General features: G+C 46.5%; 22 protein-coding genes and 3 tRNA genes. 19 read left to right on the top strand and 6 right to left on the bottom strand.

Features of this window, described 5'->3' with window-relative positions; genetic code table 11:
* The 7 genes from ACN0TF_RS05155 to ACN0TF_RS05125 are packed head-to-tail and all read left to right on the top strand — an operon-like array spanning position 1 to position 6,797.
* Positions 1 to 2,022, top strand: a complete 2,022-nt coding sequence (locus ACN0TF_RS05155; RefSeq protein WP_417441039.1) for an FAD-dependent oxidoreductase — start codon at positions 1 to 3, stop codon at positions 2,020 to 2,022.
* The gene (locus ACN0TF_RS05150; protein ID WP_417441038.1) at positions 2,022 to 2,849 is read left to right on the top strand and encodes a PHP domain-containing protein; all 828 of its coding nucleotides are present in this window, start codon (positions 2,022 to 2,024) and stop codon (positions 2,847 to 2,849) included. The genes ACN0TF_RS05155 and ACN0TF_RS05150 overlap by 1 nt, the downstream gene beginning before the upstream one ends.
* 18 nt (positions 2,850 to 2,867) lie before the next feature.
* Positions 2,868 to 3,491: an L-threonylcarbamoyladenylate synthase gene (locus ACN0TF_RS05145; protein ID WP_110013851.1), complete on the top strand. Its 624-nt coding sequence runs from the start codon at positions 2,868 to 2,870 to the stop codon at positions 3,489 to 3,491.
* 27 nt (positions 3,492 to 3,518) lie between these two features.
* On the top strand, positions 3,519 to 4,334 hold the full coding sequence (locus ACN0TF_RS05140; protein WP_110013850.1) for a segregation and condensation protein A: 816 nt from the start codon (positions 3,519 to 3,521) through the stop codon (positions 4,332 to 4,334).
* Positions 4,315 to 4,887, top strand: coding sequence for an SMC-Scp complex subunit ScpB (gene scpB / locus ACN0TF_RS05135; protein ID WP_011234980.1), 573 nt, complete (start codon positions 4,315 to 4,317; stop codon positions 4,885 to 4,887). Before ACN0TF_RS05140 ends, scpB begins: the two co-directional genes overlap by 20 nt.
* Positions 4,887 to 5,747 (top strand): 23S rRNA pseudouridine(2605) synthase RluB, encoded by an 861-nt coding sequence (gene rluB / locus ACN0TF_RS05130; RefSeq protein WP_011234979.1) that lies wholly within the window; start codon positions 4,887 to 4,889, stop codon positions 5,745 to 5,747. Before scpB ends, rluB begins: the two co-directional genes overlap by 1 nt.
* On the top strand, positions 5,748 to 6,797 hold the full coding sequence (locus tag ACN0TF_RS05125) for an agmatine deiminase family protein (protein ID WP_417441037.1): 1,050 nt from the start codon (positions 5,748 to 5,750) through the stop codon (positions 6,795 to 6,797).
* On the opposite strand, the gene ACN0TF_RS05120 is transcribed toward ACN0TF_RS05125, so the two are convergent.
* Positions 6,794 to 8,638 carry a diguanylate cyclase gene (locus ACN0TF_RS05120; protein WP_417441036.1) on the bottom strand — a complete coding sequence of 615 codons (1,845 nt, stop codon included), beginning with the start codon at positions 8,636 to 8,638 and terminating at the stop codon, positions 6,794 to 6,796. The genes ACN0TF_RS05125 and ACN0TF_RS05120 overlap by 4 nt on opposite strands.
* A gap of 71 nt (positions 8,639 to 8,709) precedes the next feature.
* Positions 8,710 to 9,429, bottom strand: a complete 720-nt coding sequence (locus ACN0TF_RS05115) for an SIMPL domain-containing protein (RefSeq protein WP_417441035.1) — start codon at positions 9,427 to 9,429, stop codon at positions 8,710 to 8,712.
* Between the two features lie 50 nt (positions 9,430 to 9,479).
* On the opposite strand from ACN0TF_RS05115, the gene ACN0TF_RS05110 reads away from it, so the two are divergent.
* The 9 genes from ACN0TF_RS05110 to ACN0TF_RS05070 all read left to right on the top strand — a co-directional run bounded on the left by ACN0TF_RS05110 (position 9,480) and on the right by ACN0TF_RS05070 (position 16,790).
* Positions 9,480 to 9,947, top strand: coding sequence for a regulatory protein RecX (locus tag ACN0TF_RS05110; protein ID WP_417441034.1), 468 nt, complete (start codon positions 9,480 to 9,482; stop codon positions 9,945 to 9,947).
* A gap of 81 nt (positions 9,948 to 10,028) precedes the next feature.
* A complete protein-coding gene (gene alaS, locus ACN0TF_RS05105) occupies positions 10,029 to 12,626 on the top strand; it encodes an alanine--tRNA ligase (RefSeq protein ID WP_417441033.1) in 2,598 nt (865 codons plus the stop codon).
* A gap of 148 nt (positions 12,627 to 12,774) precedes the next feature.
* A complete protein-coding gene (gene csrA / locus ACN0TF_RS05100; protein ID WP_011234973.1) occupies positions 12,775 to 12,963 on the top strand; it encodes a carbon storage regulator CsrA in 189 nt (62 codons plus the stop codon).
* Between the two features lie 162 nt (positions 12,964 to 13,125).
* A tRNA-Ser gene (locus tag ACN0TF_RS05095) sits at positions 13,126 to 13,218 on the top strand.
* Positions 13,219 to 13,239: 21 nt separating this feature from the next.
* Positions 13,240 to 13,316 (top strand) — tRNA-Arg (locus ACN0TF_RS05090).
* Positions 13,317 to 13,337: 21 nt separating this feature from the next.
* A tRNA-Arg gene (locus ACN0TF_RS05085) sits at positions 13,338 to 13,414 on the top strand.
* Between the two features lie 175 nt (positions 13,415 to 13,589).
* On the top strand, positions 13,590 to 13,850 hold the full coding sequence (locus ACN0TF_RS05080; RefSeq protein ID WP_417441032.1) for an oxaloacetate decarboxylase subunit gamma: 261 nt from the start codon (positions 13,590 to 13,592) through the stop codon (positions 13,848 to 13,850).
* Positions 13,850 to 15,661: a sodium-extruding oxaloacetate decarboxylase subunit alpha gene (oadA, locus tag ACN0TF_RS05075; protein ID WP_417441031.1), complete on the top strand. Its 1,812-nt coding sequence runs from the start codon at positions 13,850 to 13,852 to the stop codon at positions 15,659 to 15,661. Before ACN0TF_RS05080 ends, oadA begins: the two co-directional genes overlap by 1 nt.
* 1 nt (position 15,662) lies before the next feature.
* A complete protein-coding gene (locus ACN0TF_RS05070; protein WP_417441030.1) occupies positions 15,663 to 16,790 on the top strand; it encodes a sodium ion-translocating decarboxylase subunit beta in 1,128 nt (375 codons plus the stop codon).
* Here ACN0TF_RS05070 and ACN0TF_RS05065 read toward each other — a convergent pair.
* Positions 16,787 to 16,960 (bottom strand): hypothetical protein, encoded by a 174-nt coding sequence (locus ACN0TF_RS05065; RefSeq protein ID WP_417441029.1) that lies wholly within the window; start codon positions 16,958 to 16,960, stop codon positions 16,787 to 16,789. The two genes, ACN0TF_RS05070 and ACN0TF_RS05065, sit on opposite strands and share 4 nt — an antisense overlap.
* 9 nt (positions 16,961 to 16,969) lie before the next feature.
* Positions 16,970 to 19,570: a response regulator gene (locus tag ACN0TF_RS05060; protein ID WP_417441028.1), complete on the bottom strand. Its 2,601-nt coding sequence runs from the start codon at positions 19,568 to 19,570 to the stop codon at positions 16,970 to 16,972.
* Positions 19,571 to 19,738: 168 nt separating this feature from the next.
* Between ACN0TF_RS05060 and gshA the strand changes: the two genes are divergently transcribed.
* Together gshA and ACN0TF_RS05050 are read left to right on the top strand one after the other, a co-directional pair.
* On the top strand, positions 19,739 to 21,352 hold the full coding sequence (gene gshA / locus ACN0TF_RS05055) for a glutamate--cysteine ligase (protein ID WP_417441027.1): 1,614 nt from the start codon (positions 19,739 to 19,741) through the stop codon (positions 21,350 to 21,352).
* A 128-nt stretch (positions 21,353 to 21,480) separates the two neighbouring features.
* Positions 21,481 to 22,119: a hypothetical protein gene (locus ACN0TF_RS05050; protein WP_417441026.1), complete on the top strand. Its 639-nt coding sequence runs from the start codon at positions 21,481 to 21,483 to the stop codon at positions 22,117 to 22,119.
* On the opposite strand, the gene ACN0TF_RS05045 is transcribed toward ACN0TF_RS05050, so the two are convergent.
* Entirely contained in the window at positions 22,116 to 23,414 is a 1,299-nt protein-coding gene (locus tag ACN0TF_RS05045) for an HlyC/CorC family transporter (protein WP_417441024.1), read from the bottom strand. The two genes, ACN0TF_RS05050 and ACN0TF_RS05045, sit on opposite strands and share 4 nt — an antisense overlap.
* A 68-nt stretch (positions 23,415 to 23,482) precedes the next feature.
* On the bottom strand, positions 23,483 to 24,277 hold the full coding sequence (locus tag ACN0TF_RS05040; protein ID WP_110013841.1) for a cytochrome C assembly family protein: 795 nt from the start codon (positions 24,275 to 24,277) through the stop codon (positions 23,483 to 23,485).
* Positions 24,278 to 24,434: 157 nt separating this feature from the next.
* Here ACN0TF_RS05040 and ffh point away from each other — a divergent pair, with 157 nt between their 5' ends.
* Positions 24,435 to 25,799, top strand: coding sequence for a signal recognition particle protein (gene ffh, locus ACN0TF_RS05035; protein ID WP_417441023.1), 1,365 nt, complete (start codon positions 24,435 to 24,437; stop codon positions 25,797 to 25,799).
* Positions 25,800 to 25,888: the final 89 nt, after the last annotated feature.

The following is a 25,888-nucleotide window of genomic DNA, read 5'->3' as shown; positions in this document are numbered from 1 at the left end:
GTGGAAAAATCATACCCAAATTTACTGAAACCCCTGGACCTTGGTTTTACGACATTGAAGAACCGAGTCTTAATGGGCTCAATGCATACAGGCCTGGAAGAAGAAAAAAATGGCTTTAGTAAATTAGCCAGCTTTTATGAAGAGCGCGCCAAAGGTGGTGTCGGTCTTATTGTCACCGGCGGTATCAGCCCTAACTTTCGTGGGCGTCTGGCGCCTTTTGGCAGTGAAATGTCCAAGCCCTGGCACGTGGGAAAACATCGTCAGGTAACCGACGCCGTTCACAAATATGGCAGTAAAATATGCCTGCAGCTTTTGCATGCCGGGCGTTACAGTTATCATCCGTTTTCTTTGGCTCCCAGCGCCATAAAAGCCCCGATAAACCCGTTCAAGCCAAAAGCCATGTCGGAGCGCCAGATTAAAAACACCATCAAGCATTATGCCCGCGGCGCAAAGCTGGCGCAGAGGGCTGGCTATGATGGTGTGGAAATCATGGGCTCGGAAGGTTATTTAATTAACCAGTTTTTGTGTCCAAGAACAAATAAGCGTGATGATAACTGGGGCGGCAGCTTCGAAAATCGTATGCGTTTTCCACTGGAAATTGTCAAAGCTGTGCGCGCGGCTGTGGGTGAAAAATCGATTATTATTTTCCGTTTGTCGATGCTGGACTTAGTTGAAGACGGTCATCAGCTGGATGAAGTTCTGCAACTAGGTAAACTGCTGGAGCAAGCAGGCGTTACTATTATTAATACGGGTATTGGTTGGCACGAAGCCCGGGTACCGACCATTGTCACCTCGGTACCACGTGGCGCCTTTAGTTGGATAACTGAGCGCGTGCGCCGGGAGTTATCGGTTCCTGTGGTTGCCGTTAACCGTATCAATACGCCGGAAATTGCCGAGCATATTTTAGAAAGCAACCAGGCGGATATGGTGTCCATGGCGCGACCGCTACTGGCTGACCCGGAGTTTGTGAAAAAGGCGGAACAAGGTCAGTCTGAACGTATTAATACCTGTATTGCCTGTAATCAGGCCTGTCTGGACCATGTGTTTGAGAATAAAAGGGCGTCTTGTTTAGTTAACCCCCGAGCCTGCTTTGAGCAGGAGTTGGTAATGAAGCCGGCTGAGCAGAAAAAGCGCATTGCGGTCATTGGTTCTGGCCCGGCAGGGTTAGCCTTTGCCTGTAATGCTGCAGAGCGCGGTCACCAGGTCGATTTGTACGATAAGTCCGAAGAAATTGGCGGTCAGTTTAACTACGCTAAACAGATTCCGGGTAAAGAAGAGTTTTATGAAACCCTGCGCTACTTTAAGTACCGCATTGAAGACACTGGGGTAAATTTGAAGCTTGGAAAAGAGCAGACTTGCGAAGGGTTGCTGGCAGAAAAATACGATGATGTGGTTCTGGCAACCGGCGTCAGTCCTCGTCAGGTTGATATTCCGGGTGTTGATTTGCCGCATGTGCTGGGTTACTTAGATGTTTTACGTGATCACAAAGCTGTGGGTAAAAAAGTGGCTGTGATTGGTGCCGGTGGTATTGGTTTTGATGTATCCGAATACCTGACTACCGAAAAGTCACTGACACTGGATGAACCAGAGTGGTCAGAGCGTTGGGGTATTGATAAAGGCTACAGTGATCGCGGCGGTCTGAAACCGCAGCAGCCAGAGCAAAGTCTGCGCCAGGTTTGGTTGCTTCAGCGAAAAGAGAGCAAAGTCGGTAAAGGCTTAGGCAAAACCTCTGGCTGGGTTCATCGTAACGAACTAAAAAGTAAGTCTGTGAATATGTGGAATGGGGTGACCTATCATCGTATTGTGCCAGAAGGTATTGAAATAGAACGTGAAGGTGAAAAACAATTGCTGGAAGTTGATAACGTTATTATTTGTGCGGGGCAGGTACCGCAACGCTCCTTGCACGACGCGTTGCAGTCGGCCGGCCAGACTGTGCACCTAATTGGTGGCGCTGATGTTGCTGCTGAACTCGACGCTAAACGCGCGATTCGTCAGGGTACAGAACTGGCGGCGGAGATTTAATGCCAGTTTACGACTTACATTGTCACAGCACCTGTTCTGATGGCTCTTTGTCAGTTTCAGAGCTTGTGATGCGCGCCTGCGAGCAAAACGTCGATGTACTGGCGATAACCGATCATGATTGCGTTGACGGGCTGGCAGAAGCGAGTCGTCTCATCAAACATGAGAACTTGCCGATTGAGCTGGTGAACGGTGTTGAAATTAGTTGTCGTTGGCACAGCTTTGAAATTCATATTGTTGGACTTAATATTGACCCTAGGGCGGAACCTTTAAAGGCTTTACTGAGCCAACAACAGCAACGTCGCTATGATAGATTCGATGCGATGCTGGAAAAGTTATACCAGCGCGGTGTTAGTTTATCGGCAGATGAGTGCCAAACGGAGGGGTTGCCAACACGTAAGCACATTGCTGACGCTATGGTACGGAAAGGTATCGTCAGTAACCCACAGAAAGCTTTCGATCGCTATATTGGCAAAGGTAACAGCGCCTATGTCAATCCCGAATGGTGCGATATTTCCACCGCGATAGAAGCCATCCACAGCGCCGGGGGGAAGGCGGTACTGGCGCATCCTCACGGTTACAAAATGTCGAATAAATGGCTGCGCAAGCTTTTAATACAGGGTAAAGAGTGGGGGCTCGATGCCATGGAAGTCAGTTTGTGTCAGCAGTCTCCCGGTCACCGTGATGCCCTGGCGAAAATGAGCCAGGAATATGGCCTGTTAGCCTCGCAGGGGTCGGATTTTCACTATCCGGGGAATTGGCGCGAATTGGGTAAAAATCTTTGTCTGCCAGCGGACTGTGTGCCAATATGGGAGCATTGGTCACAGTAGAAGGATTGAGGTGATATTATGAGTCAATATTTTGAAATTCATCCGGAAAATCCTCAAGCACGTTTAATTCAGCAGTCGGTTCAAATTATTCGTAAAAGTGGGGTGGTGGTTTATCCTACCGACTCGGGTTATGCCATTGGTTGTCAAATTGGTGATAAAGCAGCGGCTGACCGTATTTGTCAGATCCGTGAAATAGACAAAGAGCACAACTTTACTCTAATGTGCCGTGATTTATCTGAGCTTGCGACTTATGCGCGGGTTGATAACGATGCCTTTCGGTTGCTGAAAAATAACACTCCCGGACCTTACACTTTTATTCTGAAAGGAACGAAAGAGGTTCCCAAGCGGCTGTTAAACCCCAAACGTAAAACTATCGGTATACGGGTTCCGACCAATCGTATTGCGATGGCTCTGCTGGAAGAGTTAAATGAGCCATTAATGTCGACCAGCTTGATCCTTGGCGAAGGAATGCTGGCTGAATCTGATCCGGAAGAGATTCGGGATAAGCTGGAAAAGCTGGTGGATTTAATTATTGATGGCGGCCATAAAGGTGAAGAACCAACCACGGTTGTGGATTTATCTGAGGGAGCACCGACCATTCGTCGCGAAGGTTCCGGGGACGTAGAGCCTTTTGATTTTTAGTCATTTAAACAGGCACTCGGTTTAATTATGGCGGAACAACAGTCACTGCCTTTAGGCTTTGTTCGCGGCGAACCGGTTATAGAAAAGCCTGAAGACCTCTATATACCACCGGATGCGCTGGAAGTTATACTCGACACTTTCAGTGGTCCGATGGATCTTTTGTTGTATTTAATTCGCAAACAAAAGCTCGATATTGTGGACATGCCTATTCTGGCTATTACCCGGCAATACGTTGAGTATGTGGATATGATGCAAGAGCTGAAGCTGGAGCTTGCCGCCGATTATTTAGTGATGGCGGCCATTCTTGCCGAAATAAAAAGCCGTTTGCTGTTGCCGAAACCGCCTCAGGAAGAGGATGAGGAAGAAGACCCTAGAGCGGAGCTCATACGGCGTCTGCAGGAATACGAAGCGATACGCCAGGGTGCTGAATATATTGATCAGCAACCGCAGGTGGGGCGGGACATGTTATTGAGTGAAGTCGGCAGTAATGCACGCGAGTGGTTAACAGCTGCACCTCCGGAAGTTACTCTTGAAGACTTAACTCTTGCTTTTAGTCGTGTGTTACAACAAGTGGAGTTAAAAGCTCACCATCAGATAAAGCGCGAGCAACTATCGACACGAGCGCGGATGAGTCAGGTACTGGAGTTGTTGAGCCATAAAAAGTACGTTTCTTTTAGCCAGCTCTTTACCCGAAAAGAAGGTCGCGCCGGAGCTGTGGTCAGTTTTTTAGCAATTTTGGAACTTGTGAAAGAATCAATGGTAGAATTGTCACAAGTAGAGCCGATGAGTGATATTCGCCTGAGTTTGAGACAGCACAATCAAGATGAATCCGTTACAGCTTAAACAACTTATTGAAGCGGCCTTGTTTGCGCATCCGCAGCCGTTATCGGCTGAGCAGCTGTATCAGCTGTTGCTGAATGAAGGCGAGGCCTCGCTGGCGGCTATAAGGCAGCAACTTAAAGAGTTGCAGTCAGACTACCAGGAACGTGGTATTGAGTTGGTAAAAGTGGCTTCCGGTTACCGTTTTCAAACCCGGGCAGAGCTGGGGCAGAGGTTAGCAGGCCTTTGGCAGGAAAAACCGCCTCGTTACTCAAACGCGTTGCTGGAAACTTTGGCGTTAATTGTTTACCGGCAGCCCATTACGCGTGGCGAAATTGAACAAATACGTGGTGTCAGTGTCAGTAGCCAAATAATGAAAACATTGCAGGAACGAGGCTGGGTTAAGGTTGTCGGGCACAAAGAGGTGCCGGGAAGACCCCAGCTTTATGCCAGCACTAACGATTTTTTAGATGATTTTAATTTAAGTGACTTATCAGAATTGCCTGATATCGACACACTTAATGAAGATGATGAACGTACCGCTGAGACAGCGACTAACGAGAGAGATGATTCGTAATGACCGAGAAATTACAAAAGGTTTTAGCCCGATCTGGACATGGTTCACGCCGCGAAATTGAAACAAAAATTTCAGCCGGACGAATTCGTGTGAACGGCAAAGTAGCACAATTGGGTGAGCGTATTGATGCCGACGCAAAAGTACGCATTGATGGCCACGAAGTTCAGATTAAACCTGAAGAAGAGGTCATTTGCCGAGTTCTGATTTATCACAAGCCCGAGGGTGAGTTGTGTACGCGCAAGGATCCGGAAGGACGACCGACCGTTTATGACCGCTTGCCAAGAATGAGCGGTGCGCGTTGGGTCGCTGTGGGGCGGCTTGATGTGAATACCTCGGGTCTGTTGTTGTTCACTACTGACGGTGAACTTGCTAATCGTCTGATGCACCCCAGCCAGCAGGTTGAACGTGAATACGCGGTACGGGTTTTTGGCGACGTGGATGAAGCCATGATGCAACGCTTGAGAAAAGGTGTGCAACTGGAAGATGGCCCTGCGCATTTCAATAGCATAAAGCCTGCCGGTGGTGATGGTATGAATCGCTGGTTCCATGTAACCATCAGTGAAGGGCGTAATCGTGAAGTTCGTCGCTTGTGGGAATCGCAGGAAGTGCAGGTGAGTCGTCTTATCCGTGTTCGCTATGGCGATATTCCTCTGGAACCCGGCTTGCCGCAAGGTGGCTGGGCGGAAATGTCATTGCCTCAGGTCAATGCGTTAAGAGCTCAGGTTAACTTACCGGCGGAAAAAGAGTCGTTTCTCGACCCTCGTCATGAAGAGTCTAAACAGCGTCGCTTTGCGAAAATTCGTAAAGCCACCGCCCGTCACAGACTGGATAAAAAGCAGAGTAAACGACGGGGTAAGTAAGTGACCACGACTGCGTGCTGGTTACCTGATTTTATGGAAAACCAGCGCTTGTTGCTGGCCTGGCCATACCGGAGTGATGTCTGGCGTAAGCACGCTGAACCAGCTCGTGACGCTCTCATAAAGCTAATAAAACAATTGTCTGCTAACACGCCGGTTTCGCTTGTTGTTCCTGCGAGCATAAGCGACAGTGTACCCGAGGCACTTAAATCCGTTCAGCGCATTGAAATTGATTATGACGATATCTGGCTACGCGATACTACGCCACTGTGGCAGTTAAATAGCGACGGCCAGCTGGCGGCATTGTCTTTTGATTTTGATGGCTGGGGTGGTGTCCAGAACGATATTGCTGCTGATAAAGTTTTTAGTCAGAGTCTGTGTTCTCGCTTGAAAAGCCCATTAACAAATAGCCTGCTTATTGCGGAAGGCGGCGCTTTTACGCACAACGGTCAGGGTGATTGGCTAATTGGCCTGGCCTGTATTAAGCAGCGAAATCCGGCAATGACAGAGCAGCAGATGACGTCTTTATTAGCCCAGCTTTTGCCCGGGCAGCGTTTACATTTTTTTGATGGTGCCTTGGTTGCTGATGAAACGGGCGGACATATTGATAATATGGCGTTATTCGTTGACGCTAATACTTTGCTGTATGCGGCCACCGATAATACAGCGCATCCTGATTATAAAACCTGCCAGGCGCTTAAAAAACAACTGGATAAACTGCCTGCTTATATTCAAACCATTCCGTTACCTTTGCCACCTCCACAACTGCCTGCTAGTGAAGAAAGAGAGGAAGTTGAGCTTACAGCGTCAAGTTTAAAACGTACCGTTGAACTGCCTTTACTGTGCAGTTATGTGAATGTTTTGCAAACGAGTAAGCTGGTTGCGGTACCTCAATTTGGTTTAGCCACAGACGGGCAAGCCTTACTGACTGTTCGCGAAGCTCTTCCTGAGCGCAAAGTTATTGCCGTTGACGCACGTGAATTTGTCTTAGGGGGCGGAGGTTTGCATTGTATCAGTCATAATTTGCCTGAGTTTAAGGCTGATGAGCTTTAATCAGTGATGATTAGGCGCTCCCGGCCTTTATCCTTAGCTTCGAACAAAACATCATCCGCACGTTTATAAAGAGAATCAAAGCTATCTTCCGGGTGAGCGTTGGTAAAGCCCATGCTGAAGGTAATGCGGTAGTCTTCCGGCAAACCGCTAATGGGCTTGCTGTTCATTTCCTCGGTAATACGCTCAAAGATGTTCTTTGCGTCCTCTTTGCTGACATCGAAAAATACCAGCAGCCACTCTTCACCTCCCAGGCGACCAAAGTTGTCCTGATCACGCAGACTGAGTTTGGCAACTTCTGCAAAACGTTGTAAAACGCGGTCACCAACGTCGTGACCGAACTGATCATTTATTGCCTTAAAGTAATCGAAGTCGACTACGGCCAAGGCTAACTGACGCTGCTGTTCACGAGCTTGCTCCAGACCTTTTTTGCAAATACGGACAATGGCCCGTCGATTCGGCGCGTTAGTTAAGTCGTCTTTTAATGCCAATTCGGCGAAGTTTTTACGAGCCCGCCATTGTTGATAGAGGAAAGCCGAAACAATAATAACCACCAAAAGGCCAGAAATAATAATCCACACCAGCAGGTAATATGAGGTTTGCTGCTCCTGCAGTTCTAACTGTTGTAACTGATTTTCTTTTTTAAGTAACTCATTGGTGGTCTCCTGCTCTTTAATTTCCAGGCGCACCATAATTTCCTGTACTTGCTTGTCCTGAGTTTGCTCCCGCACTTTCTGCATATAATTGACAGAAGTCTTGTAACGCTCCAGAGCTGATTCATAATTTTCTATACTTTGATAATACTCAGACCAACGCTCATTAAGGGTTTGATATAGCTGATTATCGGTCAGTGTGTTAATAACCGAGCTGGAGGCTTCTAGCTGAACAAGTGCATTTTCAAGTTGGTTAGTACCTAAATAAGCTGAAACCATGGCTAGCCGGCTCTGTGCTTCCATAGGGTGTGCGCCGGCCGACTTAAATTGCGGCATAGCTCTGTTGAGACGTTCTAAGGCCTGTTGATAATTTTCGTTTTTGACATCAATTGAGGCCATTTGGAAGAGGGCGTAAGCGACGCCAAGATCATCGTTAATGGCTTTACTGATTTCTAAAGCCGTCTCGAAATGCTGTCTGGCTTTTTCATTATTTCCGGCTGCTTGATAAGCAGTGGCTAAATTGTACTCGAGTACAGAGACATCCCATTGACCTAAATGGTCTCTGCTGATGTCGAGTGCATCCTGAATGTGTTCTAAGCCAATATCGTTTGCCCCAACATCAAGATAAATAGAACCAATTAAAGCGTGAAATTCTACCTGCAACCTGGGGTGTGCCGTGTAGGCATTACGATTGAGCTGCTCCAGAGTTTGCAGTGCATGGGCTATATCCCCTGTATTCTGCATCACTTGCGCATGAAGTATGTCTGCTTCTATCTGTAAATCTTTATTACCTGACGCTTTAGCGTTTTCTATTGCATAGATAATGCTGGTGTTGGCCTGGCGAAGTTGACCTCTTTGTAAGAAATACCAAGTTTGGTTAATTCTCAGCAGAGTTTTTGCAATTTTTGAGTTGGCCAATTCAGCAAAGCGTAAGCCCTCATCTATGGCTGCATGTGCTTTACTCTCATGGCCGGAATATCGGTAAGCTTCAACTTGCAGTGCGTAAGCCATTGCCAGTTCTTCAAACTGGCGCTGGTTATCGTACTGTTCTATCAATTCAGAAGTCTTTTTGATCCAGGCATCTGGATTACTGCTGGCATCAACACGTTGCTGCTGCCACTCCTGAGCTGAAACTAATGAAGTGACAGCGAGTAAGGTGATAAATAAAAGACTTTGAATTTTTAGGAACAAAATGACTCTTTCTGTTACAAAATTGTTAGATATTGAGCCATTTTACTCCGAGTATTCAACATAGCAACGATTTAATTGTCAGAGCCCGACTGAGTTTTGGTTGAGAATATAACCTCTACTTGTGCTTCAATGGTTTGCTGACCAGGCAGTGACACTTTATCTGAGCGGCTGCTCATTTCTGCCATTTGCATAACTACCGGCCGTGACATAGAACGTTCCGCTATACTTAATGTTCCCGTCAGCTCGAGACCTGCAGCCGTAGCCAAACGCTCGGCTTTATTTTTTGCTTGTTCATAAGCGTTAATCAATGCTTGTTGATACAAACCCTGCTGATCACTAATTTCAAACTTGACCTGGCCAACACGAGTGACTCCGCGCGCTAGCGCCAAGTCTATAATACTGTCGTAGTTCTCAGGCTCTAACAAAGTGACCTGAACTTCGCGTTGAACCACAAAGCCATCTTGCTCTGTTTTCCCGTCATCGTTTTGTTCGTAGCGGGGATAAATTTGTAATTGGTAAGAACGAATATCTTTGTCTTCTACACCTTTACGATTCAAATCTTTAATTAAGCGGTTGGTGGTGTCATCAACCACCGACTTTTGTGAACTGAGTTTATTCCCGCGTTCTTCTATCCAGAAAGTCAGTGACATTTGATCCGGAATAGCAGAAACACTGCCGCTGCCGGATATTGATAAGGTGCGCTCGTCTGCTTGAGCGAAAGTGGTAAATCCTGCCGTAAGAAAGGCAAGACAAATGAAGAGAAACCTTGATTTTGAATTACTCTGAGTCATATTAAGCATCCTTAGACCAAATTCCATAGTTAGGTGTTGGAGTATAGACCATGGACGAAAGTTCAGAGTATGACGAAAAAGCACTGCGTGACAGTGCTTTTCGGTTGCTGGCAATGCGGGAGCAGAGCAGAACTGAATTAAAGCGTAAATTAATCCAGAAGCAATGGCCTGCAGAAATGGTTAACCGCGTTGTTGACGAACTTAAACAGGAAGGCTGGCAGAGTGATGAACGCTTTGCCAGTAGCTTTATTCGTGAAAAAGTAGGGCAAAAGCAGGGGCGATTAAAAATCATGGCGCAGGCCACTCAGCAAAAAGGCGTTGCTACTGAAATTGTTGAGGACGTGCTCGAATCCATGGAAGTCGACTGGTTTGAATTGTGTGCAGAGCTGAAGCAGAAAAAGTTTGGCGATGAGGACCCGGCTGACGAAAAAGAGTGGAGTCGGCAGGTTCGCTTTTTGCAGCAGCGAGGCTTTACACCGGAGCAAATTTTCGCTTGCGTCAATCGACCACGACGCTAGGCTAGACGGCTACTTCGTGATAGTCTTAGAGCATTAAAACATTGACCTAAAGTCACTCAGTTAAGAAAAGTAGGACTCAATATGAGCATGAACAGTGCCCAAATTCGTGATGCATTTTTAAATTACTTTGCTGAGCGAGGACACGAAAAAGTTCCTTCAGCATCAATGATCCCCGGTAACGATCCCACCTTGTTATTTACCAATGCAGGTATGGTTCCATTTAAAGACGTTTTCCTGGGTACTGATAAACGTCGTTATGATAAAGCCACGTCGGCGCAGCGTTGTCTGCGTGCCGGTGGTAAACATAATGATTTAGAAAATGTTGGGTACACAGCCCGTCATCATACTTTCTTTGAAATGATGGGTAACTTCAGTTTTGGTGACTACTTTAAAAAACAAGCCATTCAGTATGCCTGGGACTTTTTAACCAAAGAGTTGAAGCTGCCGGCGGAAAAGCTCTGGGTTACGGTGTTTACTGAGGATGACGAAGCCTACGACATCTGGGCCAAAGACATTGGCGTACCGGAAGACCGTATTTCGCGCATTGGTGAAAAAGATAACTTCTGGTCTATGGGTGATACCGGGCCTTGTGGTCCATGCTCTGAAGTGTTTTATGACCACGGTGAAGAAGTATGGGGCGGTCCTCCGGGAACCCCTGAAGAAGACGGTGATCGTTACATCGAAATCTGGAACCTGGTCTTTATGCAGTATAACCGTCAGGCTGACGGTACCCTGGAACCTTTGCCCGATCCTTCTATTGATACGGGCATGGGGCTGGAGCGTATTTCTGCCATTATGCAAAACGTTCACAGTAACTATGAAATTGATTTGTTCCAGGCGCTGATTAAAGCGGCGGCTGAAATTATTGGCACCGATGACTTGGACAATAAATCATTGCGCGTTATCGCCGATCACATTCGTTCATGCTCCTTCTTGATTACCGATGGTGTTATGCCATCAAACGAAGGCCGTGGTTATGTTCTGCGCCGTATAATACGTAGAGCTGTGCGGCACGGGAACTTACTTGGCGCTAAAGACACCTTCTTTTTCCGTTTGGTAGACGAATTGGCTCGCCAGATGGGTGAAGCGTATCCTGAGCTGGAGCAGAAAAAGCAAATTATTAAAGACGCCCTGGAACGGGAAGAGCAGCAGTTTGCGCGCACGCTGGAGCGTGGCTTGGTGATTCTGTCAGACGAAATTGCCGAGCTGAAAGGTAAAGTTATACCGGGTGACGTGGTATTCAAACTCTATGACACTTATGGCTTTCCGGTTGATTTAACCGCAGATATTGCCCGTGAGCAGGAATTGACAATTGATGAGCAAGGCTTCGAACAGGCGATGTCAGAGCAACGTCAGCGGGCTCAACAGGCTTCTCAGTTTGGCATGGATTATAATCAACAGCTTAAGTCTGACAATAAAACCGCATTTACTGGTTATGATGACGTTGCCGGGCAGGCAAAAGTGCTCGAGTTATTTAAAGATGGTAAGCCAGTAGAGCAATTGCAGGCGGGCGAAGACGGTATTGTGGTTTTATCAGAAACGCCGTTTTATGCAGAAAGTGGTGGCCAGATCGGTGACAAAGGTGTTTTGGTTGCCAACGGACTAGCATTTGAAGTGACAGACACTCAGTATATTGGCAAAGCGATAGCGCATCACGGCGTTGCGAAAGCTGCGGTTAAGCTTAACGACAGTGTAAAAGCCGAAATTGATTCTGAGCGTCGTGAGAATATTAAACGCAACCACTCTGCAACGCATTTGCTGCATGCAGCACTTAGAAACTTGCTGGGCGAGCACGTCACGCAAAAAGGATCTTTGGTCGAAGCGGACAAAATGCGTTTTGATTTCTCGCACTTTGAACCAGTGACGACTGAGCAGTTGGCTCAATTAGAGCGTGAAGTAAATGCACAAGTTCGCGCTAACCTGCTACTAAAAACACAGCTTATGGCCATTGATGAAGCAAAAGAAGCGGGCGCAATGGCTTTGTTCGGCGAAAAGTATGACGAGCAAGTACGAGTTGTACGCATGGGCGATTTCTCCATGGAGCTTTGTGGCGGTACCCATGTCAAAGCTACAGGTGATATCGGTTTATTCAGAATAACCTCAGAGGGTGGTATTGCTTCGGGTGTGCGTCGTATTGAAGTGGTAACCGGAGAAGCAGCCGTACGATATACTCAACAGCAGCAAAGTGTATTGCAGCAAATTGCCGGAGAGCTGAAAACAGAACCAAACTCTGTGGCCGATAAAGTCCAGCAGTTGCAGCATAAGTTCCGTGAATTAGAGCGTAAGAACGAGCAACTGCAACAAAAACTGGCACAGCAGGCCGGTGGTGGATTAATCGCTCAGGCTATTGATATTAATGGGGTTAAAGCAATTATTGCGGAGCTAGACCAGGCCGATCCGAAATCTTTGCGTGGATTAGTTGATGATCTGAAGAACCAAATGGGTTCAGGTATCGTATTATTGGGGACTGCAAACGGTGATAAAGTCAGTTTAATTGCTGGCGTTACTACCGATTTAACGTCTAAAGTTAAAGCAGGAGATATCGTGAATCAGGCTGCAAATGTTGTTGGTGGTAAGGGCGGAGGTCGTCCTGACATGGCGCAGGCAGGTGGTTCACTCCCGGAACAGTTAAATGAAGCTTTGGCTACTGCGACGACTTGGTTACAGCAACAGCTTTAGCTGTCGCTGTAAGCGATTAAAACACAACGAAGAAATATGCGCTTCGTTATAGTGTAATCACTCTCAGTGTTGGTAGACTGCTTACGCCAGTTCAGGGAAAAGTTCGATATTCGCGGTAAGAATCGGAACAGTATTGAAGGAGCAATCTATGCTAATTTTAACTCGCCGTGTAGGTGAAACATTAATGATAGGTGATGATGTTTCGGTCACCGTTCTCGGCGTTAAGGGAAACCAAGTACGTATTGGTGTTAATGCCCCGAAAGACGTTTCCGTTCATCGCGAAGAAATATATATGCGCATTCAGTCTGAAAAAGACGATGAGCAAGATAAAGAATAAGTGATTAGAAAAGACCGGCGAAAGCCGGTCTTTTTTTATGTTTTTGAGCATTCTGAAGAAAAATCACGCGAGATGGTCAATTATCCCACACTTAAACCCTAGTTTTTAAAAAAGCGATTGACATTATTGCCAACATCGCTAGAATTCACGCCACAACGATTTGGAGAGGTGGCCGAGTGGCTGAAGGCGCTCCCCTGCTAAGGGAGTATAGGGTTTGTAGCCCTATCGAGGGTTCGAATCCCTCCCTCTCCGCCAGTCGTTTACAGTAACAATTACGCGCTCGTAGCTCAGCTGGATAGAGTACCTGGCTACGAACCAGGCGGTCGGAGGTTCGAATCCTCCCGAGCGCGCCATATTGTTACTAACCTGAATACGCGCTCGTAGCTCAACTGGATAGAGTACCTGGCTACGAACCAGGCGGTTGGAGGTTCGAGTCCTCCCGAGCGCGCCATTCTTTTTTATATCCCCTTAATTATCTTCTTTGCACACTAATCCTTTTGAATATTTTTTAATCTCATTTAAATCCTGAATACCCACTATTTACTGCTGTATCTCCTTGCGTGACTTGCTACCATGGTATTTAATAATTTTATAACAATACCTTAGCAACCAATCAGGAGTGCTTCGTGTCAGAATTGCTCAGCCAAGCTGCGCAACTCATGCTGGTCGGTATGGGCGCAGTCATCATCTTTCTTTGCTTATTGGTCGTTGCCATGAGCGTTATGAAACGCTTGATCCCAACACCAGAGCCTGTTGCCAGCACCCAGCCATCAGTCAAAGATAATAACTCTGATGCCGAAACTCCTGCGGTACTGGCTGCAATTTCTGCTGCGGTACACAGTTACCGCCAAGGTAAAAAAGCAGCGAATAACAAGGAGAAATCATAATGAGTAAACCCCTGTTACTAACAGAGTTGGTACTTCGTGACGCACATCAGTCACTACTCGCAACGCGTATGCGCCTGGACGACATGCTTCCCATTGCTGAAAAGCTTGACAGTATCGGCTACTGGTCAATGGAATCCTGGGGTGGTGCGACTTTTGATTCTTGTATTCGCTATCTCGGTGAAGACCCCTGGGAACGCATTCGCGAATTGAAAAAAGCCATGCCGAATACTCGCCAGCAAATGCTGCTTCGCGGACAAAACCTGCTGGGATATAGGCATTACGCCGATGACGTGGTGAAACGTTTTGTCGAACGCGCAAAGGAAAATGGTGTTGACGTTTTCCGTATTTTTGATGCTATGAACGACGTTCGTAACTTAAAAACAGCGATAAAAGCAGCAAAAGACGTTGATGGTCATGCGCAGGGTACTCTTGCTTATACAGTTAGCCCGGTGCATACGCTGGATACCTGGGTGAATATGGCTCAGGAGTTAGAAGACTTAGGTTGTGATTCTATTTGTATTAAAGATATGGCTGGTTTACTGCGTCCGAATTTTGCGTATGAACTTGTCAGTGCGTTAAAGAAAAATACGGATCTGCCCATTGCAATGCAATGTCATGCCACAACCGGCCTGAGCGTTGCTACTTATCAGAAATCAATTGACGCTGGCATCGATATGCTGGATACAGCTATTTCGTCGATGAGCATGACTTACGGCCACTCGCCAACAGAAACTCTGGTTGCGATGACTGAGGACAGTGATCGGGACACCGGCTTGTCACTACCTGACTTGGCTGAAGTGGCCAGCTATTTCCGCGACGTGCGTAAGAAATACGCTAAGTTTGAAGGGTCTCTCAAAGGGGTTGATGCGCGCATTCTTCTGGCGCAGGTGCCGGGCGGTATGCTGACCAATATGGAAGGGCAATTAAAAGAGCAGGGCGCGCTGGACAAATTCGATGAAGTTTTAGAAGAAATTCCAAAGGTACGTGAAGATCTTGGTTTTATCCCTCTGGTTACGCCAACCTCACAAATTGTAGGAACCCAGGCGGTTCTGAACGTGTTGAGCGGTGAACGTTACGAGAATATCTCTAAAGAAACCGCTGCGGTTCTTAAAGGCGAATATGGAGCAACTGCTGCAGAAGTTAATAAAGACCTGCAGAAGCGTGTTCTGGACGGTGAAGAGGCTATTACTTGTCGCCCGGCGGATTTACTGGATAACGAACTGGATGCGCTGACCAAAGAACTAAAAGATAAAGCGACAGATGAAGATATTCGTTTAGCTGACGATGTTGTTGATGATGTCTTAACTTATGCGCTGTTTCCGCAAATTGGGCTTAAATTCCTGAAGAACCGTGATAATCCGGATGCTTTTGAGCCGGTGCCCGGAGAAGAGCCTGAAGAGAAAACGGAATCTAAAGAGCAGGCAGCTCCCAATGCAACCGGAGATGTTGAGCAATACGAAGTTGAGGTTGAGGGTAAGCGTTATAATGTAAAAGTCGGCCCAACAGGTCAGCTCGATTCTGTGAAGTCATCGTCCTCAACAGAGTCTTCACAATCATCACAGGAGCCATCGCAGGACTCGTCAGGTGGTTCAGGTGAAGGTGAAACCATAAAAGCGCCATTAGCCGGTAATATTTTTAAAGTTGTAGCCAAAGAAGGTGCAGCAATTAAAGCCGGCGACGTTGTCTTAGTAATGGAAGCGATGAAAATGGAAACCGATATTAAAGCACCAAAAGACGGTACCGTTCAGTCTCTTCATGTAAAAGAAGGTGACGCAGTGACCGTAGGTGATGCTCTGGTGACGGTAGGCTAATATGGAGAAGCTGCAGATTTTATGGGAAACCACTGGTATTGCTGCAATGACATTCGGTCAGTTCAGCATGATTCTGGTGGGTGGGTTGTTGTTGTATTTGGCAATCTCAAAGAAATTTGAACCTTTATTACTATTACCTATTGGCTTTGGAGCAATACTGGCAAATATCCCTTTAGGTGGCTTCACTGAGCCTGGGGGAGTTCTTTACTACGTGTATAGCGTTGGCATCGACACCGGTATGTTCCCATTGCTTATTTTTATGGGGGTTGGCGCATTAACCGATTTTGGCCCCTTGCTGGCAAACCCTAAAATGCTGTTTTTGGGTGGGGCAGCTCAGTTCGGTATTTTTGCTACCTTATTTGGTGCTGTTGCTCTGAATGGCATACCGGGTATTGAGTTTTCGATGTCCGACGCGGCGGCGATTTCAATTATCGGCGGCGCTGATGGTCCCACGGCTATTTTCCTGGCGTCGAAGCTAGCACCGGATTTATTAGGCGCTATTGCTGTTGCGGCTTATTCTTATATGGCGCTGGTGCCTATTATCCAGCCGCCAATAATGAAACTGCTGACAACTCAGGCCGAGCGTGAGATTAAAATGGAGCAGTTACGACCGGTAGCTCGTCGTGAGAAGCTTTTCTTCCCGCTAATAGCTATGGGGTTAACGTTGTTGTTTTTGCCTTCAGCAACGCCTTTGGTTGGCATGTTCTGCCTGGGTAACTTAATGCGTGAATCTGGCGTGGTGGAGCGCTTAACTAAAACCACTCAGAACGAGCTGATTAATATTGTGACCATCTTTCTCGGTTTGGCTGTGGGTTCTAAACTGCAGGCGGATCAGTTCCTCAGTTTCCAGACGCTGGGCATTCTGGTGTTAGGTGCTGTTGCATTTTCCATTGGAACCGCCAGCGGCATTTTAATGGCGAAATTGATGGGTAAATTCAGCAAAGACCCGATTAACCCGTTAATTGGTGCTGCCGGAGTTTCCGCTGTGCCTATGGCAGCAAGGGTAGTTAATAAGGTTGGTTTACAGGCTAATCAGCAAAACTTCCTGTTAATGCATGCGATGGGGCCGAATGTAGCCGGGGTACTGGGTTCAGCTGTTGCTGCGGGCGTTCTGTTAGCTTTGGTTTAACGCCCGGTAACAAACATCATCGTCGTGTAAAAAGCGGCGATGACAGCGCTGAATACAGCAATATAAATAAAACCTTTATAGCCCTGTTTAATGCTCCAGCCATTTGTTCGTAAATACAGCAGCCAAAACAAGCTGAGCAGCAGCGGAATAATAAAAAAATATCGAGTCATAGTAATTCCTCAAGACTGATGTTGTTGAATAGCTTCTAAGTCTACAGCCGCCTGATGCGCATAGCGTAAACGTTTTTCCAGCTCAGTGATCTGGTCAGCAACTTTATCAATATTACCCTCTGCCATAAATTGCTCTAAGTCGGCGGCTTTGCTTTGTAACTGAGTAAAGCCAAGATTAGCAGCGGCTCCTTTCAATGAATGGAAATAGCGGCGCGCACTTTCATGCTGCCCCCGGGTAATAAAGTCGGAGACTTTAGTGGCGCTACCCTGGTAGGTTTCATATAGCTGCTCTACTAACTTCAGATATAGCTCAACATTGTACTGTAAACGCTTTAATGCCGCTTCAAATTCAATTCCCTTCACTTGTGGAATACGAACCGGCGGTTTATTAACCTCATCCTGCTTGGATTCTGGTGGTACTTCTGGTTGTTGGTTATTGGTGTAGTCACCCGGGACCGCCCATTTAATAATGGCTTTAATCAGTTGTTGTTCATCAATTGGCTTAGCAATATGTCCTTGCATACCCGCGGCAAGTGAACGCTCCTCGTCGCCACTCATTGCATTGGCCGTCATTGCCAGAATAGGAAGCTGCTGATAATTGAAGTCGGCGCGGATTGTTTGCGCCGCTTTCAGCCCGTCCATGACCGGCATTTGAATGTCCATTAATACCAGCGAATAATTTTTGTTATGAACGGCTTCTACTGCTAGCTGCCCATTTTCCACTATATCCACTTTAAACTTGTGGCTTGAGAGAATTTCTCTGGCGACTTGTTGGTTAATCTCATTGTCCTCTACCACCAAAATAGGCGCTCGCAAAATACTTTCCGGGATGCCGTCACCACTGTCAGCATCGTCCGCATCGGAGAGCTCTCGCTGAAATAATGTTGAGGTCAGGCTTCTACCTAATGTCGACGCGGTAAAGGGTTTTGAAATGATGTCATTGACGCCTGCTTGTTTCGCTTTTTCTGATAATTCTTCAGCATAATACCCCGTCGCCAGAGTCATTTTCGGACGAATGTCTTCTGCATAACGCTCGGTTATCTTCTGGCAAAATTCCAGACCATCCATACCCGGCAAACGCCAGTCAACCAGAACCAGTTGATAAGGGTTGTTGTCCTCGACAGACAGCTGAAACACTTGCAGTGCCTGTTCAGCGGTGCGGCAGACTTTTACGTCAACCTGGTAACTGCGCAGCATTTCATAGAGCATTTCGCGGGTACTTAAGTTGTCATCAATAGCGAGAATTCGAACACCTTTAAGTTTCTGCAAAAGATACTGATGATGACTGTTGTCCTGCTCTGTCTGTAATGGTAGTTCTACTTCGATATAAAATGTCGAGCCCTGACCGGCAGCACTGGTTACGCCGATATCACCGCCCATTAATAAGATTAAACGCCGGGAAATGGCTAAGCCAAGGCCAGTACCGCCATACTTGCGGGTTGTAGACGTGTCTGCCTGAGTAAAGGCTTTAAAGAGGTTGGCGCGCTGCTCTTCGTCCATACCAATACCCGTATCGGTGACCGATATCCGCAACAAAACATTGTCCGGGGAACTGTCCAGTAGATTAACGGCAACATTGATTTCACCGTCTTCGGTAAATTTAATGGCATTACTAATCAGGTTAACCAGTACCTGATTCAAGCGCAGCGGGTCACCAATTAAACGCGTGGGTATATTCGCCGGTAAGTTAATAATAAACTCGAGATCCTTATCGTAAGCCCGGTACGCAAACATATCCGCCAGAGAGGTTAGTACGTCCTGCAAGTCGAAAGGAATGCGCTCGACGGTTAACTTACCCGCGTCAATTTTAGAAAAATCGAGAATGTCATTAATAACGCCCAGTAACGCTTGTGAAGAGGAGTCGATGACTTTGATATAGCGTTTTTGTTTTTGGGTAAGCTCGGTTTTCAGGCAGAGGTTTGCCATACCCACAATAGCATTAATTGGTGTGCGAATTTCATGGCTCATATTCGCCAAAAATTCACCTTTTGACTGGTTGGCGCGCTCGGCGGTTTCTTTGGCTTTTTCCATTTCTTCAGCAACCGACTTAATGCCGGATATATCGTAGTAGCTGCCGAGAATGCCGATAATATTGTGGTCGTCATCGTAAAGTGGAACACTGGAATGCTCGACCCACTGGCTCTTGCCGCTGACTTTTAGTTCGATTTCTGCATTAACTGATGGAGCTTGCTGACTAAAGGTTTTTTTGTCGCGCTCCAGTAATACGTCATTACTGGCAAGGGAGTCGATTTCAGCATCCGCTTTACCGGCTAAAGATTCAGGATCAATACCAAAGTCATTAGCAAAAGCACGGTTCCCGCCTAACAGTTTCAGTTCAGGATCGCGCCAGTAAACCCGGGTGGGCAGGTCATTAAATACTTGCTCAAACAGTTGTAATGAATCGGACGATAAAAAGGGTTGCCGAAAAGGCGCTGTCAGTGCGTTGCGCCGGGACCACCACCAAATGACAATGCCAATAATCAAACTGAACAGAATCATCGCGACTAATACAGTGTCACTCCAGGGGGAAGGTAACAGGGCATATAACGCAAGACTGGTTACCTGAAGAATGACAAAAATGAGCTGTAAAAATGTCCAGAATGAATTCATGGTTGATCCGTAACCGAAAGGTTATATAAACAGCAGCTAGTCTGCCACGTTGAGCCGTAATCGCCAAGTTATGTGGCCAAATTAAGAGTGACAACCATAGACCTTTTAGCGAATTACCAGTAAGCTTAGCGGCAGAAAACCTTCCGTCTTAGTGAATGGAGTTGTCTTTTGCAAGCAACATTTCAAGCAGTTATCGAAAAGCTTAAGCAATCGGGTAAAACAGCAGTTTGGCAAGGCATTAAGCGTGGTATTGAACGTGAAGCTTTGCGGATAAAAGAAAATGGGACGCTGGCGCCGGGTGACCACCCTCAGGAACTGGGAAAAACTCTGACGCATCCAACCATTACAACCGATTACTCAGAGAACCTACTTGAGTTTATTACTCCGGTTGCCTCCGATATTGACACAACGCTATCACAACTCCGTGATATTCATCGTGTGGCTTATAACGCCATTGATGACGAGTTGCTGTGGCCAATGAGCATGCCTTGCTACATTGGTTCTGATGACGATATTCGTATCGCTAAGTATGGTGACTCACACTCGGGACGCATGAAAAGCCTTTACCGGCGTGGTCTGACATATCGCTACGGTGCCACTATGCAGGTTATTGCCGGGGTGCATTACAATTTTTCTGTGTCCGATGCGATGTGGGAAGAATTAGCGGAGATTGAAGGCGTCAGTAATAACCAGAGCTTCCGCACGGAACGCTATTTCGCTCTCATCCGTAACTTTAAGCGCGTGGCCTGGGTTATTCCTTACTTGTTTGGCGCTTCACCCGCTTTGTGTAAATCGTTTTTCAGTCAGACGAAAAACGAAGAGATTCTGCAAAAATGGAATTTTGATACGGTAGGTAAAGGCACGGTATTTTTGCCTTACGGTACCTCGTTGCGAATGAGCGACTTAGGTTATACCAATAAAGAACAGGCAACGCTGGAAATTACGTACAATTCATTGGATGAGTATGTGACAGGTCTGCGTCGCGCAATTACAACGCCATCTCAGCAGTTTTCGAAAATCGGTGTAAAAGTAGGCGACGAATACCGTCAGCTTAACGATAATATTCTGCAGATAGAAAATGAGTTTTATTCGCCAATTCGTCCTAAACAGACAGCACGCGATGGCGAAACGCCGAGTCAGGCTTTAGAGCGGGGCGGAGTAGAGTACGTAGAGATTCGTGCGCTGGACGTGAACCCGTTTAGTGATGTGGGTATCACGGCGCAGCAAATGCACTTTCTGGACTTAATGCTTCTGCATTGCTTATTACAACCAAGCGAAGAAATGAGCTGGGAACAACAACAGCAAGCCGATAATAACTTTACTAAAGTGGTTATGCATGGGCGTGACCCGCGCTTAAGCTTGCAGCAATATGGCATTGATCGCCTAATGGCCGACTGGCTGGAAGAGCTTTTTGCAGATTTCTCTTCAATAGCAAAAGCACTGGATAACAGTTCGGACAATAAAGTTTATCAGAATCATTTAGCGGATTTGTACGAGTGGGTATTAAATCCGGAAAGTACGTTATCGGGTCAAATTTTACGATTGCTCAAAGAAGAAGACCGGGATAACAGCAATTTAGGTATGCAGTTAGCTAAGCAATACCGCGAGCAATTAAAAAATGAGTCGCTCAGTTACTATCAACAAGATGATTTTGTTAAATGGGCGGCCGAATCAGAGCAAGCGTTTGAAGAACGTTATCAGCAAGACAATAACGTTGACTTTGATACGTTTCTGGAAAATTATTTCAAACAGGCGGCACGCTCTGGCCAGGTAGCTGACTGATAAACATAAAAAAACGCAGCCCAAATTTGGACTGCGTTAAATAAAACGTTCAGGGGATGAACATGAATGCGTTTCTCAGCTACAACATGTGTTCAATTACTGAGAGTTTAACGAGTGAATAAAGTTCAATGGCGATAAAACTTTTTTTCCCAATTCAGCCGAAGATACTAGCAGGCGCTATATTTGTAGCGACGCTCAGTGGTTGTGCAACGCCACCTCCGGCGAACCCTGAAAATGTCTGTCATATTTTTGAAGAGCACCGTGACTGGTATCATGCGGCCGCCGATGTGCGTGAACGTTGGGGCGTGCCTATTCATGTACCAATGGCGATGATGTATCAGGAAAGTTCCTTCAAGCATAATGCTTTGCCTCCCAGAGACTACCTTTTAGGTTTTATTCCATGGGGTCGGGTGAGTTCGGCTTACGGTTACTCGCAAGCGAAAACTATGACTTGGGAAGATTACCAGCGTGAAACTGGTAACGGTTGGGCCAGCCGTGATGATTTTGAAGATGCTATTGATTTTATGGGTTGGTTTATAGCAAAAACCTATAAAATTAATGGGGTATCTAAATGGGATGCTTACGGACAATACCTTAACTATCATGAAGGTTGGGGGGGCTATCAGCGTAAGTCTTATTTAAAGAAACCCTGGCTGGTAAAAGTATCCAGGGTTGTGAAAAGCCGCTCTATGACATACGCCGCGCAATTGAATAAGTGTGAGGAAGATTTAAAGCACGGCTGGCTATGGCGTCTATTCTTCGGTTAGTCATTGGTTTGGTTGTCGGGTTTTTGGTAGAGCTCAGGAAACACTCTAATTTGTTTTATCATGGTGTCACCAATTTCAACAAGCTCCACCGGATAACCGCCTAAACGCAGCGACAACCGGGCATCAGGAATATCTCCGAACTGTTCAATAATAAGGCCGCTTAAGGTTTTTGGACCATCAGTCGGAAAATCCCAATTCATTTCTTTGTTTAATTCGCGCAAGTTAGCTGACCCGTCAACTAAAAAGCTGCCGTCAGTTTCCAGTGTGACAGATTCACTGGGGGCCGGCGCCATAGAAGTCGTGAAGTCACCAACAATTTCTTCCAGAATATCTTCCAGAGTAACGAGCCCCTGAATGTCGCCGTATTCGTCAACAACCAGTCCGATACGTTCTTTACGACGTTGGAATTTCAGCAGTTGAACATTCAGTGGTGTGCCCTCGGGAATAAAGTAGCTGTCTCTTGCCGCGCGAACTAATATGGATTTATCAGCGGTAAACTGGTTCTTGCTCATTAGGCGCATAATATCGCGGGCATGCAAAAAGCCGATAGCATCATCTATTTCATTGCGATAAAGCAGTACGCGGGTGTGCTGGCCATTCGACAGTTGTTTAACGATAGATTTCCAGTCGTCACTAATATCGATACCCACGATTTCATTACGGGGCACCATTACGTCTTCTACCGTAACTTTTTCGAGATCCAGAATGCTGACCAGCATTTCCTGGTGCGACGTAGGAATTAAGTTTCCGGCTTCGTTAACCACTGTGCGTAACTCGTCGGAACTTAACGCGTCAGCCATTTGTGACTGTTTCGGGTTAACCCCCAGCATGCGCATAAAGGAATTGGTGATGAAGTTCATACCAATAACGATGGGGTACATGACTTTCAGCAAAGGCATCAAAATTAAGGAGCTGGGAAAAGAAATGCGCTCCGGATGCAGTGCTGCAATGGTTTTCGGCGTAACTTCAGAAAAAATCAGAATAATTAAGGTTAAACCAAAAGTAGCGATAACAATTCCGGCGTCACCAAACCAGCGCAGACAAAGGATAGTTGCGATAGCGGATGCGCCAATGTTGACCAGGTTATTGCCAATAAGAATAAGGCCGATTAACCGATCGGGACGATCAAGCAGGTACTGGACACGCTTAGCTCCGGGATGATTGTTTTGTACCAGATGGCGCAGACGGTACCGGTTGATAGACATCATACCAGTTTCGGAGCCAGAGAAGTATGCGGATAAAAATAACAGTACGGCTAAAATCACGAGCAACATGCTCGTTGATATCTCGTCCAACGGTTTATTCCTTAATTATACTGTGAATGTGACAATGTAGAGTTCTCAGCTATGAAGTCAAGTGTCATTCAGGATAAGAGAAAATCTTTCACGAACCGACTGCCAAAATATCCTAAGGTTAATAGGGTGCTGGCAAGTACAGTAATGACCACAATAATACGCCCACGTAAGCCTGATGTTCTGTGCAGAACAACGGCCAAAAGATAAAGCAAGGCCGCGACGCTGGTTAAAATGGTTTTGTGTGCCTGCTGTTGAGCAAGCATGTCATCGAGGAAAAGAAAACCTGAGCCCAGAGCGAGAAACAACACAAAAGTGCCCAGCGCCAGAAGGTTAAAGAAGTATTTTTCGACGGTCATTAATGGTGGCAGTTTGCTCAGCAGAATATGGCCTTTGCGGTTTTTTAATACCCGGTTTAAATAACTGGTTTGTAACGCGTAAAGCGTGGCTAAGGCCAAGATTCCATAGGCGACCAGCGACAAGGTGATGTGAAAAACCAATCCGTGTCCAATGCTGATGTCAGCACCCCAGTTAACCGGAGTGAACACAAGTAACAATGTGGTAAGAGCAGAAAATAGATAAATAACCGGCTTCAGGAATAAGTTACTGGCCTGGTTATTCTTCACTACGGTTAAAGCGGCTATCAGAAAAGCGACAATAGCCAGACTGGATGAGATATTAATGTGATCGAAATCATCGTTAGAAAGTTGTATTAAAATGAGCCAGCCATGCGCAGCAACCGCCAAAGCAGCTGGTACAATCTGATAAGCTGGGTGAAGCACTTTGTTTTTTAATATATTTTGTAGAATAACAAAAGCGCTGGCACTGTAACCCAATAAGCTGATTAGCAACAATAAAGAGAGCATCACGCGCTCGACTTCCCTGATTCCTGTTGTTCGTGTCCTGAGTATACGACGTCAGTCGGCTAAACCCAATACTTACGGGGCGAAACTTTCTTGCAAATCAGATATACTGTCCCCATTACTATTAACGTCAGAAATCGCAATATAAGAGACGATCGACATGTTTGAGAATTTATCGGAACGTTTGTCGCAAACGCTACATTCTATTGGCGGCCGAGGCCGACTGACCGAAGACAATATTAAAGAGACGTTGCGCGAAGTTCGCATGGCGTTGCTTGAGGCCGATGTTGCCTTGCCTGTGGTCAAAGACTTTATTAGTAAAGTTAAAGAACGGGCGGTGGGTACAGAGGTCAACAAAAGCCTGACGCCGGGTCAGGTTTTTGTCAAAATTGTCCAGTCTGAGCTGGAAGCGGCAATGGGTGAGGCGAATGCGCCACTGCAATTAAATACCCAGCCGCCGGCTGTTATTTTGATGGCAGGTCTGCAAGGTGCAGGTAAAACCACCAGTGTGGGCAAGCTGGCTAAATATTTAACTGAGCGCCAGAAGAAAAAAGTCATGGTGGTCAGTGCTGACGTTTATCGTCCCGCGGCTATTAAGCAATTGGAAACTCTTGCTGAGCAGGTTGGGGTGGAGTTCTTCCCTTCCACCACTGAGCAGAAGCCAGTTGATATTGCCAATGCCGCTATTGCACAAGCGCGTAAGCAATTTATTGATGTGGTGTTAGTGGATACCGCCGGTCGTCTTGCTATTGACGAAGACATGATGCAGGAAATTCAGCAACTGCACTCGGCCATTAACCCAGTTGAAACTCTATTTGTCGTTGACGCTATGACGGGTCAGGATGCGGCAAATACCGCCAAAGCATTCAGCGAAGCGTTGCCTTTAACGGGTGTTATTCTGACGAAAACCGATGGTGATGCTCGTGGTGGTGCGGCTCTGTCTATTCGCCATATTACCGGTAAGCCTATTAAATTTCTGGGTGTTGGTGAGAAAAACGATGCGCTCGAGCCTTTTCACCCTGACCGCGTAGCCTCCAGAATTCTTGGCATGGGCGACATGCTTTCTCTGATTGAGGAAGTAGAACAAAAAGTCGATAAAGAAAAAGCGGAGCGAGTGGCGAAAAAAGTCATGAAGAAAGGCCAGTTCTCACTGGAGGATTTTCGTGATCAGCTCGTACAAATGCGTGAAATGGGCGGCATGATGGGATTAATGACCAAAATGCCGGGCATGGGTAAAATGACTGAGCAAATGAAAGGTCAGATGGACGACAAAATGACCTTGCGCATGGAAGCCATTATCAACTCCATGACCCCTAAAGAACGGCTACGTCCCGACGTAATAAAGGGCTCGCGTAAGCGCCGTATAGCGACCGGTTCTGGTACTCAGGTGCAGGACGTGAACAAGTTGCTTAAACAGTTTACTCAAATGCAAAAAATGATGAAAAAAATGAAAGGTGGCGGCATGCAGAAAATGATGCGCGGCATGGGCGGAAAGATGCCACCAGGAATGTTCCCCGGACGCTAGGAAAAAGCGCGTCAAGCTTGCATTTGCAGTAAAAATCAGTAGAATTGCCGAGCCTTCCGACTCTGTCGGAGGGCTTTGCTATTTTTTAC

Source organism: Idiomarina sp. (genome assembly GCF_048265525.1).
In the GTDB taxonomy this organism is placed as follows: domain Bacteria; phylum Pseudomonadota; class Gammaproteobacteria; order Enterobacterales; family Alteromonadaceae; genus Idiomarina.
Note: the sequence above shows the minus strand (reverse complement) of the source record. Positions and strands in the feature narration are given on the sequence as shown.